Source organism: Pseudomonas sp. NBRC 111131 (assembly GCF_001320525.1).
Classification (GTDB): domain Bacteria; phylum Pseudomonadota; class Gammaproteobacteria; order Pseudomonadales; family Pseudomonadaceae; genus Aquipseudomonas; species Aquipseudomonas ceruminis.
Genome location: NZ_BCBH01000001.1, coordinates 287,895 through 301,025, shown reverse-complemented (window position 1 = coordinate 301,025; position 13,131 = coordinate 287,895). Strand labels below are relative to the sequence as shown.

The following is a 13,131-nucleotide window of genomic DNA, read 5'->3' as shown; positions in this document are numbered from 1 at the left end:
CATTACTACAAGCCTGATTGGTCGGAGAGAAAAGGTGAGCGCGGGGCATAAAATCAAACGCCAGAGCATCCCTGAGACGTTGGCTGAGTCGCTGCGCGAACGCATCCTCAATGGTGAGTTCAAGGGTGGAGAGCCCCTTATCCAAGAGGCCATCGCCGCGGAATATGGCGTGAGCCGAATGCCCGTGCGCGAAGCGTTCCGACAGCTGGAAGCTGCAGGGCTGATCGTGTTCCAGGTGCATAAAGGCGCAATCGTCACCTCTATCCCCGAAGAGCAGATTTCAGAGCTCTTCGATCTTCGCGCCCTGCTCGAATGTGAGTTGCTCGAACGCTCAATTCCGGCGATGAGCGATGAGCAACTGGCCGTCGCTCGGGAAATCCTTCCTCGATTGGAAGAGGCCTACCATCGCCGCGACGTCTCCAGCTGGGGAACCCTCAACTGGGAGTTTCACAAGAGCCTGTATGCTGCCGCTGACCGCGTTCAGACCCTGGCCGTCGCGCAGGGCATCAACCTGCAAACGGAGCGCTATGTAAGGCTTCAGCTATTGCTGACCGATGCCGTCGAGGATGCGGAAGTAGACCACCGTGAAATACTGCGCTTGTGCGAAGCCAAGGATGTCGAGCGAGCAGTGGTTTACCTGAGAAAGCACATCCTCGATGCTGGGCGCCAGCTTCGCGATGCACTCAAAAAGCATGAAATGACCAGCGCATAAAAAGCACAGGCATGAAAAAGCCGCCCAACCGGGCGGCTTTTTCATGCCATCAGCAACAGTCTTTTGAACTGCCCTGAGCGGACAGGAGTGCCAGCACGCGCTGACGATGGGTAAGCCTGCCCAGCACGTGGCAGGACAGGCACAGGCCGCTTGTGGCGGCTTGCCTGCGGTGAAACCCGCGGACCTCCATCAAACCGACGAAGGCTGCGGCCTCACCCCCTGCGGGGCCTCGACGCTCTGCTCGGCAGGTTGCGCGCGGCCAGGGAGCCAATACTCGGCATTCTCGATGCCAAGCTTCACAGGATCGAACACCGGATCAATGCCACGCTTGCGCTGCTCGTCATAGTCACGCAAACACGCAAGTGCCGGTTTGGCGAGGAACAGCAGGCAGATGAAGTTGAGCCAGGCCAGCGAGGCATAGCCGATATCGCCAATGGCCCAGATCAGCGAAGCCGAGTTCACCGCCCCGAAAAACACCATGCCCACCATCGCCAGGCGCAACAGCACAGGGGCTACTCGCCCTTGGCCCCGCTGCAGGTAGAGCAGGTTGCTCTCGCAGATGAAGAAGAACGCCACCAATGTCGAGAATGCAAAGAAGGAGATCGAAATCGCCACGAAGGCGCCACCGAAGCCTGGGAACGTGGAATCGATCGCTGCCTGCGTAAAAGCCGGCCCAGCCTCGACCGCAAGGTATTTGACGATGACGTTGCCAGCAGCATCGATCACGTTATAGCTGTTGGTCACAACGATCATGAGGCCGGTCGCCATGCACACGATCATCGTATCGACATAAATGGAAAAGCACTGCACCAGGCCCTGCTTGGTCGGATGCGAAACCTCGGCAGCAGCCGAACCGAATGTGCCTTCGCCTACCCCGGCCACGTTGCAGAACAGCGCACGGCGCACCCCCCAGGCAATAGCAGCGCCCATCATGCCGCCAAACATGGAGTCCATGCCCAGCGCGCTGCTGACGATAAGTTTCAATGCTCCAGGTACCGCACTGGCATTCATCACCAGGATCACGATCGCAACCAGCACGTACGCTGTGACAACCAGGGGCACCACACGTTCGACGTAGCTGATGAGCCGCTTGGGGTTGCCGAAGATAATGAACGCCAGCACCGCCGCTGCGACTGACGCGCTGTAGACAGGGTCGACACCGAATGCGCTATGGAAGCTGGAGGCGATGTTGTTGGACTGAATGCAGGGAGCGATCATCGAGTACAGGGTCATGGCAAAGAGTGCGGCGACCACCGCCAAACCTTTACGCCCCATGCCCTTCTCGATGTAGTAGGGGATGCCCCCACGGTAACGTCCATTGACCTTGCTCTTGTAGATCTGAGCAAGTGTGGACTCGACATAGGCAGTGGCACCGCCCAGAAACGCCATCACACACATCCAGAACAAGGCGCCCGGGCCACCGGCCGCCACGGCCGTCGCTACACCTGCAACCGTGCCCACCCCTACTCTGCTTGATAACGTCAGTGTGAATGCCTGAAAGGAAGAGATTCCCGACTGCCCTGGGTTGTCAGCCACCAGCAGTTTCAGCATGTCGGGGAGACGGCGTAATTGAAGGCATCGGGTCTTGAATGTGAGGAACGAGCCGAAACCGAGAATGACGACGATAAGTGGATTCCATAGCCACTCGTTGATTACTACCAAAAATTCCATAAGCACACCTTGATTGTATTTCTTAGGCAGGTATTGATTACTTCACAAAGAATTTCGGGCATGAGCGGACCGGTGCCGCCAACTATGTCGGGCAGCGATTATCAGGATGCAGACCCCTCCCATTGGAGGGTTGTTTGCTAAACCTTCACCAGGTCAGACATGCGGGGTTAACGTTTTAAAACTTCTCACCTCCCTATAAAAAAGCTGCCGAGCGGCACACTGTGCCGTCAGCAGCAAAAACTAGTGCAATACCCGTTGGAGGAATTTCTGAGTGCGCTCCTGCTGGGGGTTATCGATGACCTGCCTGGCATCCCCCACCTCACAAATGACTCCCTGATCGAAGAATGCAACACGGTCGGCAGACTCACGTGCGAACGCGATGTCATGGGTGACCATTACCATGGTCATCCCGTTGCCTTTGAGCTTGCGCAGCGTGTCCAACACCTCCCCCACCAACTCGGGGTCCAGGGCCGACGTCACTTCATCGAAAAGCATGTAGTTCGGCTTCATCGCCAGCGCCCGCGCGATGGCCAACCGTTGTTGCTGGCCGCCTGACAGCCCCGAAGGGCGCATTTCGGCCCGGTTGCTCAGGCCGACATATTCCAGGTGCTCCCGTGCCAACTGCTGTGCAGCGGCCTTGTTGATTCCCTTGACCAGCCTGGGGGCCAAGGCCACGTTTTCCAGGGCGGTCAGGTGTGGAAAGGCGTTGTATTGTTGAAAAACGATGCCCAGTTTCTGACGCAACTTGTTCAGGTCAGTCGCCGGGGCGTGGACATCCGTGCCATCCACCACAATCGAGCCACCTTGAATGGGCTCCAGGCCATTGATGCATTGAAGCAGCGTGGACTTTCCAGAACCGCTACCGCCGATCAAACACAGCACCTCACCCTTTTCAACGGTGAGGCTGACACCCTTGATGACTTCCAGTTCACCGTAACTTTTGCGCACATCTTTGATTTCAATCATGGTGCATTACCTTCTCGAGGCGGCGGCTGTAGCGCGACACCGGGTAGCAGATGAGGAAATAGAACAAGCCAGTGCCCGCCAGCACCAACAGCGCTTCATTGGTACGGTTGATGAGGATTTGCGACGCCCGCAGAAGCTCGACATAGCCCACTACACTGACCAGCGCCGTGTCCTTGGTCAGGGCAATGACCGTACCGATCCAGCCGGGGAAAACAGTCCTCAATGCCAGCGGCATGCAGACATGCCAGAACTCTTGCCAGTAGGACAGGCCCAGCGAGCGCGCCGCCTTGCGTAGCTGGATACGCACAGACTGCAGGCCCGAACGCACGAGCTCAGACGTCAGCACGCCCATGTACAGGCTCAGCACGATCACACCCACGGTCAGCGGGCTGATCGGCACCCCGGACAACGCGAAGAAACTGTTCACCAGTACGAACTGGATGATCAGCGGGATGCTGCGCAGAAGGTCCACCAGCGGTGCCAAGGCAACCCGAACGACCGCGGATTGCTCGCGCGCCCAGCCAATCACGCCGCCAAGAAGGGTGCCGAAAAACGCTGCCAGAAGGGTGAGCAGCACCGTGTGCCAGATACCGGTAAGCACGAATGACAAGTCACTCCACTGCAGGCCGGAATAAGAGAGTTGAAATTGCATACCTTATCTCCGTACCAGCTTCCAGAACGTGAGCCGTGCACTGAACTCGATTGCCTTGGCCATCACGTAGTACATGCCTGCAGCGACAATGAAGAACTCGAATGTGCGGAACGACTCTGACTGCGCTGCCTGGGTGGCACCTGTCAATTCGCGCAAACCAATGATCATGCCCAGCGAGCTGTTCAACAGCGCCCAGTTGAGCTGGTTCACGTAAGGCAGGAAGACCAGTTGAAAGAGCTGCGGGAAAATCACATGGGTGTAAGTTTTCAGGGGCGAAATGCCGAGCGACCTGGCCGCCGAATACTGCTGCGCGGGGATACTCTTCAGGCCGCCACGAAAGGTCTCAGCCAGATAGCCAGCATTGTTGAAAGCCAACGCCGCAAGCATGGCCGCATAGCTGGAGAACTGGATACCCAGCGCCCCCAACCCGAAGTACACCATGTAGATCTGAAAAAGCGCAGGCGTATTGCGCGCAACCTCGACCCAGACCGTCGCCAGTCGGTAGCCCACGCCCTTCTCCTGACGGCGCAGTACAGTAAGCACCAGGGCAAGCACTGTACCGATGACCATCGACATGATGGTCAGCGCGACAGTGGCCTTGGCCCCCTCGAGCAGCTCAGGGAACTTGTCCCAGACGACCGACCAATAAAACGAATATTCGAACATACCGCCTCCGATCTACCCCAAAAGGCCGCGGCATGAACACGCTGCGGCAACGCTCACGAGGTCGATCAGAAGTCGACGCCAGATACACTCAGCGAAGGTGCGGTGCCAGTACCGAAATATTTGCCATAGAGTTCCTGGTAACGGCCGGTTCTGACCTGCGACCAGACGAAGGTGCGGGCCCAGGCGAGCAGTTCGGGGTCCCCCTTGCGCACGGCAATACCGCACAGATCAGGCGGCGTCGGCGCCTCACCCTTGATCACCAGGTCGGGGAACTGGCCGCTCTGCACCAGCGCGGCAGCTGAGGCGTTACCCAGGATCATGCCGTCGATCTTGCCCTGGTTCAGCGCCAGGTAGCTTTCCGCCTCACTGCCATAGCCAGTGTAGGACCCTTGGGAAGCCCACCCCTTGCGAAGCGCTTGCAGCTCCTGTTCGGTGGTCGTGCCAGTCGTGCCACCGACATTACGCCCTTGCAGATCGGCAAAACCCTCGATCTTCGAGTCTTTTCGGGTGAGCACCACGTTGGTGTAGCTGACATACGGTTGTGTGAAATTGACCGTCATCGCCCGCTTGGGCGAGATCGAAGCTGAAGCGATCAGAACGTCGATGCGGTTGGAGACGAGCGCCGGAATCCGCTCGGAGGAAGGGGTTTCTACGATCACTGCTTCCACGCCCAGGGCACTGGCCATGTCCTTGCAATAGGCAACGTCATATCCATCAGGCTCATTCTGCTGGTTTCGAAATCCAGCTGGGGGGTAGTCCAACTGCACGCCACAGCGCAGTTTCTTGGACGAGATCACTTTATCGAGAGAGTCTGCCAAGGCTGTGCCAAAAGGCAGCACGCAAGCGAGGGCCAGGACGATGATGGAGCGGGATTTACCTACTGCACGTTTCATGGATCAGCACCTTTTTTTGTAATAAGCGTTAAGGCAGGCGACGTTGAAAGCAGCTTTTTTTCTTGTACTGAGTAGGTGGAACGAGAAACCAATTGACATCAGGATTCTCTGTATCCAATCTACAGTTGTCAAGCAAGGCTTTGACCTAACCGCCGGGCGAAGCCGATTTGCGCAGTAACTGATTGATAAATAAGGGGCTATACAATAATGAAGCACGTCTTGGTCATCGGTGCTGGTGTCATCGGGCTGTCAACAGCCCATCACCTGCTCCAGAGCGGCGCACGTGTCACGCTCGTCGACAAAGACCCCGAGGGCGACAAGGCCTCCTATGGAAACGCCGGTGGCATCGCGGTTACAGAGATGATTCCGGCGTCGGTGCCGGGGATTTTGTGGAAGGTTCCTGGTTGGATAATGGATCCGCTCGGACCGCTCGCCATACGTCCAGGGCATGCACCCAAGATGATTCCGTGGTTCCTGCGCTTCTCGAAAGTCGGCACCCACCAGGAAATGACCCGCATTGCCGCAGCGCTGGCCTCCATCAACCAGCGCGTCTATGACGACCTGCTGCCGATGCTCGAAAGCAACGGCATGTCAGGTGAACTGCACCGCAAAGGCGCCCTGACAGTTTATGAGACGAAAAAGGGCCTGGACGCCGATGCGGACAGCTGGAACCTCAAGGCGCGCCTTGGTGTGGAGGTTCAGCACTTGAACGCTGAACAGACCCGCGAGCTGGAGCCTGCCTTGGGTGACAACGTCAAATACGGGGTATTCACGCCCCAGTGGTCACATATCAACGACCCCAAACGCTTCGTCGAACTGCTCCGCGCCGCGTTGGTCTCACGCGGCTTGACCATCACCCAGGGCGATATCGTGGAGGTCAACCCGCGCAGCGGCCTCGAGGTAACGGTCAAACTGCGGGACGGCCGAACCCTCACGGCTGACCACGTCGTGATCGCAGCAGGCGCCTGGTCGGGGCAGTTGGCGCAGAGACTGGGTGACCGCGTGTTGATGGAAAGCGAACGCGGCTACAACACCACCGTTGCAGAGCCCGGCGTGCAACTTGAGCGCGAAGTCATTTTCGCAGAACGGCACTTCGTGGCCACGCCGCTCACCTGCGGCTTGCGCATCGGCGGCGCGGCGGAGTTCGGCGGGCTCGATGCCGTGGCGAACTTCAAACGCTCGGAGGCGTTGGTCAAACTCGCGTCGATCTACCTGCCCGGCCTCAAATCCGAAGGCGGCAAACCGTGGGCCGGCCACCGCCCCACGACCCCCGACAGCCTTCCAGTCATCGGCCGCAGCACCAGGCACCCCAACGTCATCTACGCATTCGGCCACGGCCACCTCGGGCTCACGCAAGCCGCCACCACCGGTCGCTTGGCCACGGACCTGGTACTCGGTGCAACGCCTCCGATCGATCTTGCCCCCTTCTCCGTCGAACGATTCAACTAAGCAACAACAAGAGGCTACGACTCATGGCTCGCAATACCTTCTTCTGTGTCGACGCACATACCTGCGGCAACCCCGTTCGGGTGGTTGCCGGCGGCGCCCCACAGCTTCCCAACGTTCCCATGGCAGAGAAACGAGAAATCTTCCAGCGTGAGTACGATTGGGTTCGCCAGGCCCTGATGTTCGAGCCTCGCGGCCACGATGTCATGTCAGGCACCATCCTATACCCGTCCTCTCGAGACGATTGCGATATTGGCGTGCTGTTCATCGAAGTGAGCGGATGTTTGCCGATGTGTGGCCACGGCACTATCGGCACGGTTACCGCCGCCCTCGAAGAAGGCCTGGTGGTACCGAAGGTCGAAGGCAAGCTGGCTATCGAAGCGCCAGCAGGCCGCGTGGCAATCGAGTACACGCGTGAAGGCCAGTACATCGAGCAAGTGCGGCTGTATAACGTCGCAAGCTACCTGCACGCGGCAGACGTCGAAATCGAAGTCCCCGAACTCGGCAAGATCACCGTAGACCTGTCCTACGGTGGCAACTACTACGTGATCATCGAACCGCAAGCCAACTGGGCAGGCCTGGACGCAATGTCCGCGCGTGACATCGTGCGCCTGAGCCCCTTGGTGCGCCGCGCCGCTGAAGAAGCGCTAGCCCCTGTGCACCCTGAAGACAGCCGTATCAGGGGCGTCAGCCATGTGATGTGGACAGACAAGCCGCGCTACCCACGTGCAAACGCCAGAAACGCCGTTTTCTATGGAGAAAAAGCAATCGACCGCTCGCCTTGCGGTACCGGTTCATCTGCGCGTATGGCGCAGTTGGTCGCCAAAGGCCGCCTGTCGGTGGGGGACACGTTCGTTCATGAAAGCATCATCGGCACACTGTTCGATTGCCGCGTGGAGGCAGCCGCCAAGGTCGGCAGCCATCCGGCGATCATGCCAAGCGTTGCCGGCTGGGCACGGGTAATCGGTCACAACACCCTCTTGGTCGATGACCGTGACCCGCTGGCCCATGGCTTCCAATTGATGTGACACAGGGCTGCAGCGGTGCTGTGCGCCGCTGCGAGTGCCCTTTTTACCCTTTCGTTGATCTGGCCCATGGCCATCCCCCGCGTGTTCCGCTTGAATGCGCGGCGGACGAATCCACTTGCAAGCAAAACGGCTTAGGCGCATATGCTTTCTGGATTCGCGAAACATTTCGAAAGGACTGCGCATGTTTCTCTCACGCTGGCTACCGGGCCTCGCCAATCTGCTGCATTACCGCCGCGAGTGGTTCCACGCCGACCTACAAGCCGGCCTTTCGGTGGCAGCCATCCAGATCCCCATTGCCATCGCCTATGCGCAGATCGTCGGCCTGCCCCCGCAGTACGGCCTCTACGCCTGTGTCCTACCAATGATCGTCTATGCCCTGATCGGCAGCTCACGCCAGTTGATGGTCGGCCCTGACGCTGCCACCTGCGCGATGATCGCCGGTGCCGTGGCGCCGCTGGCCCTGGGCGACCCACAACGCATTGCCGAGCTGTCTGTGATCGTCACCGTGCTGGTCGGGGTAATGCTGATTGCAGCCGGACTGGCCCGCGCCGGGTTCATCGCCAGCTTCTTCTCGCGGCCTATCCTGATCGGCTACCTCAACGGGATCGGCCTGAGCCTGATCGCCGGGCAGTTGTCCAAGGTGGTGGGCTTCAAGATCGAGGGCGATGGTTTCATCCTCAGCCTGATCAACTTCCTGCAGCGCCTGAACGAGGTCCACTGGCTGACGCTGGCCATCGGCCTTGCCGGGCTGGCCTTGCTCATCGGCTTGCCACGGCGCTACCCGCGCCTGCCGGCGGCGCTGGTTACGGTAGCGGTGTTCACCGTGCTGGTTGGCCTGTTCGGCCTTGACCGGTTTGGCGTGGCCATCCTCGGCCCGGTGCCGGCAGGCATGCCGCAATTAGCATGGCCACAAAGCAACCTGGCCGAAACCAAGAGCCTGTTGCGCGATGCGCTGGGTATCGCCACGGTCAGCTTCTGCAGCGCCATGCTCACCGCCCGCAGCTTCGCCGCCCGGCACGGCTATGCGATCAATGCCAACCATGAGTTCGTCGCCCTGGGCGTAAGTAACCTGGCAGCCGGAATATCCCAAGGGTTCGCCATCAGCGGCGCCGACTCGCGCACCGCCGTCAACGACATGGTTGGCGGTAAGAGCCAACTGGCCGGCATCATCGCCGCCCTGGTGATTGCCCTGATCCTGCTGTTTTTCACCGCGCCGATGGCCTGGATCCCGCAGGCGGCGCTGGGAGCCGTGCTGCTGATGGCCGGGTGGGGGCTGATCGATGTCAGGTCGCTGGGGGTCATCCGGCGCCTCAGCCGCTTCGAATTCTGGCTGTGCCTGCTGACCACCGTCGGCGTACTGGGCCTGGGCGTCCTGCCGGGTATCGTGTTTGCCGTGACCCTGGCGATCCTGCGCTTGCTGTACACCATCTACCAGCCAACCGACGCAGTGCTGGGCTGGTTGCCCGGCACAGAGGGCCAGGTGGACATCCGCAAGCACAAGGAGGCTCGCACGGTGCCCGGCCTGGTGGTGTACCGCTTCGACGACGCGATCCTGTTCTTCAACGCAGACTACTTCAAGATGCGCCTGCTCGAGGCCGTGCAAAGCCAGGCCAACCCCCAGGCCGTGCTGTTCGATGCCGAAGCCGTCAGCAGCATTGATGTCAGTGGCATCGCCGCCCTGCGCGAGGTCCGCGACACCCTCGCCGCGCAAGGTATCTTCTTTGCCATCGCCCGTGCCCGCGGCACGTTTCTGCGCATGCTGGTGCGCTCGGGCATAGCGCGGGAGATGGAGGACAAGCTGCTGTTTGGCTCGGTGCGGGCGGGAATACGGGCATACCGGGTGTGGCGCAACAGGCGCCAGGGTCAGGGCGACACTGTGCCCCACGCAGCCCCCTGACGTTCTTCAGCGGCTTTCGGCCGGTCAGCGCCAAGAGGGCCGCCAAGGGCCAGCGCAAGCAAAACGAGGCCGCTCGCCTGAACCCCGCCCTCGCACACCTTGCATGGCGTGCTAAAGTCGCCCCCGTTTCCCGCCCCACCGAATGGACCCAGCATGCCCGCACTCGACGCCCACCTCGCCACCTGGCCGGAACTCGCCCAACACCATCCCTGCGATGCCCTGCTGCTGGGCAACGGCGCCAGCCGCGCGCTGTGGAAACCGTTCGGCTATTTCTCGCTGTTCGAGCAAGCCCAGCGCGCCGGGCGCAAGAAAGGCCTGGCGATCAGCGACCAGGCCTTGTTCAAGTCGCTGGGCACAGAGCTGTTCGAGCCGGTGTTGAGCATCCTCAACCATACCGTGCGCGCCAACGCCGCCCTGGCGATCAACGCCACCGCGCCGCTGAACCGCTATTACTCGATCAAGGAAGCGCTGATCCACGCCGTGCGCACCGTGCACCTGCCCTGGCCGCTGATGCCGGCGGCCACCCTGGCGTCGATCAACCAGGCGCTGCGCGCCTATCGTAGCGTCTACACCAGCAACTACGACCTGATCCTGCCCTGGGCCGTGCAGCACGCCCCCCAAGGCTTCGCCGCGCTGTTCGACGAACAGGGTTTCTTCGATGTTCGCCGCACCCGCAGCCAAGGCACGCGGGTACTGCACCTGCACGGCGGCCTGCACCTGCTCAAACTGCCGGACGGCACTACCCGCCAGCGCAGCGCCGAAAGCGCCGAACTGCTCGACGGCTTTGCCGTGAACATTCCGGGGGAAGTGCCGTTGTTCGTCAACGAAGACCGCAGCGACGAGAAACTGCGGGCCATACGCCATTCGGACTACCTGGCCTGGTGTTTGGCCCAGCTGGCCCAGGAACGTCAGGGGCTATGCCTGTTCGGGCAGCACCTGGACAGCAGTGACCAGCATGTGCTCGAAGCTATTCGCCAGGCGCAACCGGCGCACCTTTCCATTGCCATCCGGCCACTGGGCGAGGCGTCGGTGCTGAATCAGAAGCGGCATTTCAATGAACGCTTCGGGGATTTGCCAGGGACTGCGCTGCATTTCTTCGATGCGAGTACCCACCCGTTGGGGCTGGCGGAGCTGGCGATTGAGGTACCCGTAACTCGCAGCTGAGACGGGCCGTGCTGCGAGCGTTCAATAGGCAGCAGTTACGCGGGGATCAACCCATCCGCGCGTAGCAACGTCTCCAGGCAATGTTCCTGTACCCCGTAGAACGCCTTCAGCTGCGCAATCTTCTCCAGCAGTGCTTGCGCCTCTACCGGCTGCTTGCGCTTGACCGCGATAATCATCTTGTTCTTGTTAGTGTGTTCCAACGAGATGAACTCGAACACCTTGGTCTCGTAGCCACAGGCCTCCAGGTACAATGCCCGCAAGCTGTCGGTGAGCATTTCCGCCTGCTGCCCCAGGTGCAAGCCATACTGCAGCATCGGCTGCAGCAGCCCTGGGCTGTGCAGTTGCGGGCGGATCTGTTTGTGGCAGCACGGTGAGCACATGATGATCGCGGCATTGCAACGGATGCCGGTATGGATGGCGTAGTCGGTAGCGATGTCGCAGGCATGCAGGGCGATCATCACCTCGATGGCCTCGGGCACCACGCTGCGCACATCCCCGCACTGGAACACCAGGCCAGGGTGATCGAGCCGCGCAGCGGCGGCGTTGCAGAGGTCGACCATGTCCTGGCGCAATTCCACACCGGTCACCTGCGCTTCGCGCCCCAACGTGTTGCGCAAGTAGTCGTGCATGGCGAACGTCAAGTAGCCCTTGCCCGAGCCGAAATCGGCCACCCGCAACGCCTGTTCGGCCGGCACCGGCGCATTGGCCAGGGCGTGGCCGAACACCTCGATGAATTTGTTGATCTGCTTCCACTTGCGCGACATCGCCGGGATCAGCGCGCCCTGCGCATCGGTGACACCAAGGTCACGAAGAAACGGCCGGGACAGTTCCAGATAACGCTTCTTCTCTCGGTCGTGGCCGGTACTGGCAACAGCGTCGCGAGGCGCCTGCGCACCGTGGCGCTGGAGCATCGGCTTGCCTTTCTTGCTGAAAGTCAGTTGCACCTCACCGTCCGCGTCGAACAAGTGGGCATTGCGAAAGCCGTCCGGCAGCAACTCGGCGACCAGCGCCTGCGCCTGGTCCAGCGGCAGGTTGCGGGTGATGTCGCGGGTTTGGTGGCGGTACACCAGTGACAGGTGCACCAGCCCTTTGACCTGTACCGGCTTGGCGATGATGCGCTGCAGGGTCTGGTCACTGCCGACGTGGCGTGCCAGCACCAGCTTGACCAGGGTATTGCCGTGCAGGGCGGCATTGAGCAGGTCAAGAAACTGGGTGCGCGCATCCGGCGCGGTGGAAGCGGAAGTACTGGCGGACATGAAAAGAAGGTGCCTCGGATAGCGGGGAGCGCACAGCGCAATGCCTCGTATTCTACAGCCCGGTGCCTGCTTGTGGGAGCGCACTCAGTCCAGAATCACCAGGCGATTGGGCAGCTCGTTACGCGCATGGGTACGTGGCAGATGCTCGCAAAGCCGTTCCCCGCATGCCTCGATGCACTCGACAAAGCCCTCCAAGGTGCGGCCTTGACGCACCTGCTCGGCAAAGCGGGCGACCATTTGAGCGCGCGCCTGGGCATCGAGGTGGCGGTCGATGCCCTGGTCTACCAGGATTTCCACATGCCGCTCTGCTTCGGCAACAAAGATCAGCACGCCGGTTGCTCCCACGGTGCGCTGCAGGTTCTGTGCGCTGAACTGCTCACGGGCAAGGCTCGATGCCCGCCAGCGGCGCAAGGCATCAGGTATGAGCCAAGCGGCCAGGCGCGGGTTGCGCAGCAGCAGGCACAAACCAATGAACAGCAATGCGTTGGCCACCAGCACCCCGCGCATGCCGGGCCAGCCAAGCGACAGTTGCAACAGTCCCGGCACAGCCAGCGCCAGCACGGCGGCCCAGAACAGCGGCAGGTAGGCATAGTCGTCGGCACGTCTGGCCAGCACGGTCACCAGTTGTGCATCGGTGCACCGCTCGACCCGGGCAATGGCCTCGGCAATCAGGCGCTGCTCGTATTCGTTGAAGGGGGTCATGCCTTGGGTCTCTGGGTCGTTCTTATAATTGTTGTCCCGGCATTCGGGTGTTCCTCTGCGAGCGACATATTCAGGCAT

General features: G+C 60.7%; 12 protein-coding genes. 5 read left to right on the top strand and 7 right to left on the bottom strand.

Annotation, left to right across the window (positions count from 1 at the left end):
- Positions 1 to 34: 34 nt before the first annotated feature.
- Positions 35 to 712 carry a GntR family transcriptional regulator gene (locus APH34_RS01375; RefSeq protein WP_198756314.1) on the top strand — a complete coding sequence of 226 codons (678 nt, stop codon included), beginning with the start codon at positions 35 to 37 and terminating at the stop codon, positions 710 to 712.
- 189 nt (positions 713 to 901) lie between these two features.
- Here APH34_RS01375 and APH34_RS01370 read toward each other — a convergent pair whose 3' ends face one another.
- The 5 genes from APH34_RS01370 to APH34_RS01350 form a co-directional block, all read right to left on the bottom strand.
- Positions 902 to 2,383 carry a sodium:alanine symporter family protein gene (locus APH34_RS01370; RefSeq protein WP_054899373.1) on the bottom strand — a complete coding sequence of 494 codons (1,482 nt, stop codon included), beginning with the start codon at positions 2,381 to 2,383 and terminating at the stop codon, positions 902 to 904.
- 240 nt (positions 2,384 to 2,623) lie between these two features.
- Entirely contained in the window at positions 2,624 to 3,349 is a 726-nt protein-coding gene (locus APH34_RS01365) for an amino acid ABC transporter ATP-binding protein (RefSeq protein WP_054899372.1), read from the bottom strand.
- Positions 3,342 to 4,001, bottom strand: a complete 660-nt coding sequence (locus APH34_RS01360; protein WP_054899371.1) for an amino acid ABC transporter permease — start codon at positions 3,999 to 4,001, stop codon at positions 3,342 to 3,344. Before APH34_RS01360 ends, APH34_RS01365 begins: the two co-directional genes overlap by 8 nt.
- Before the next feature lie 3 nt (positions 4,002 to 4,004).
- A complete protein-coding gene (locus APH34_RS01355; protein ID WP_054899370.1) occupies positions 4,005 to 4,667 on the bottom strand; it encodes an amino acid ABC transporter permease in 663 nt (220 codons plus the stop codon).
- A gap of 65 nt (positions 4,668 to 4,732) precedes the next feature.
- Positions 4,733 to 5,560 (bottom strand): transporter substrate-binding domain-containing protein, encoded by an 828-nt coding sequence (locus tag APH34_RS01350; protein WP_054899369.1) that lies wholly within the window; start codon positions 5,558 to 5,560, stop codon positions 4,733 to 4,735.
- A 207-nt stretch (positions 5,561 to 5,767) separates the two neighbouring features.
- Between APH34_RS01350 and APH34_RS01345 the strand changes: the two genes are divergently transcribed.
- The 4 genes from APH34_RS01345 to APH34_RS01330 all read left to right on the top strand — a co-directional run bounded on the left by APH34_RS01345 (position 5,768) and on the right by APH34_RS01330 (position 11,095).
- Positions 5,768 to 7,009 carry an FAD-binding oxidoreductase gene (locus APH34_RS01345; protein WP_054899368.1) on the top strand — a complete coding sequence of 414 codons (1,242 nt, stop codon included), beginning with the start codon at positions 5,768 to 5,770 and terminating at the stop codon, positions 7,007 to 7,009.
- A gap of 23 nt (positions 7,010 to 7,032) precedes the next feature.
- Positions 7,033 to 8,034, top strand: coding sequence for a 4-hydroxyproline epimerase (locus APH34_RS01340; RefSeq protein WP_054899367.1), 1,002 nt, complete (start codon positions 7,033 to 7,035; stop codon positions 8,032 to 8,034).
- Positions 8,035 to 8,215: 181 nt separating this feature from the next.
- Complete coding sequence (locus tag APH34_RS01335) at positions 8,216 to 9,931, top strand: SulP family inorganic anion transporter (protein WP_054899366.1); 1,716 nt, start codon at positions 8,216 to 8,218, stop codon at positions 9,929 to 9,931.
- 153 nt (positions 9,932 to 10,084) lie between these two features.
- Positions 10,085 to 11,095: a DUF4917 family protein gene (locus APH34_RS01330; RefSeq protein WP_054899365.1), complete on the top strand. Its 1,011-nt coding sequence runs from the start codon at positions 10,085 to 10,087 to the stop codon at positions 11,093 to 11,095.
- Between the two features lie 35 nt (positions 11,096 to 11,130).
- Here APH34_RS01330 and APH34_RS01325 read toward each other — a convergent pair whose 3' ends face one another.
- Together APH34_RS01325 and APH34_RS01320 are read right to left on the bottom strand one after the other, a co-directional pair.
- The gene (locus APH34_RS01325) at positions 11,131 to 12,351 is read right to left on the bottom strand and encodes an SAM-dependent methyltransferase (protein ID WP_054899364.1); all 1,221 of its coding nucleotides are present in this window, start codon (positions 12,349 to 12,351) and stop codon (positions 11,131 to 11,133) included.
- Between the two features lie 84 nt (positions 12,352 to 12,435).
- On the bottom strand, positions 12,436 to 13,053 hold the full coding sequence (locus APH34_RS01320) for a TPM domain-containing protein (RefSeq protein WP_054899363.1): 618 nt from the start codon (positions 13,051 to 13,053) through the stop codon (positions 12,436 to 12,438).
- Between the last annotated feature and the right edge of the window lie 78 nt (positions 13,054 to 13,131).

Coding starts and splice junctions, on each gene's coding strand:
- APH34_RS01370 (WP_054899373.1), bottom strand. CDS start 2,383: ATGGAATTTTTGGTAGTAATCAACGAGTGGCTATGGAATCCACTTATC.
- APH34_RS01360 (WP_054899371.1), bottom strand. CDS start 4,001: ATGCAATTTCAACTCTCTTATTCCGGCCTGCAGTGGAGTGACTTGTCA.
- APH34_RS01330 (WP_054899365.1), top strand. CDS start 10,085: ATGCCCGCACTCGACGCCCACCTCGCCACCTGGCCGGAACTCGCCCAA.
- APH34_RS01340 (WP_054899367.1), top strand. CDS start 7,033: ATGGCTCGCAATACCTTCTTCTGTGTCGACGCACATACCTGCGGCAAC.
- APH34_RS01345 (WP_054899368.1), top strand. CDS start 5,768: ATGAAGCACGTCTTGGTCATCGGTGCTGGTGTCATCGGGCTGTCAACA.
- APH34_RS01325 (WP_054899364.1), bottom strand. CDS start 12,351: ATGTCCGCCAGTACTTCCGCTTCCACCGCGCCGGATGCGCGCACCCAG.
- APH34_RS01365 (WP_054899372.1), bottom strand. CDS start 3,349: ATGATTGAAATCAAAGATGTGCGCAAAAGTTACGGTGAACTGGAAGTC.
- APH34_RS01355 (WP_054899370.1), bottom strand. CDS start 4,667: ATGTTCGAATATTCGTTTTATTGGTCGGTCGTCTGGGACAAGTTCCCT.
- APH34_RS01320 (WP_054899363.1), bottom strand. CDS start 13,053: ATGACCCCCTTCAACGAATACGAGCAGCGCCTGATTGCCGAGGCCATT.
- APH34_RS01335 (WP_054899366.1), top strand. CDS start 8,216: ATGTTTCTCTCACGCTGGCTACCGGGCCTCGCCAATCTGCTGCATTAC.
- APH34_RS01350 (WP_054899369.1), bottom strand. CDS start 5,560: ATGAAACGTGCAGTAGGTAAATCCCGCTCCATCATCGTCCTGGCCCTC.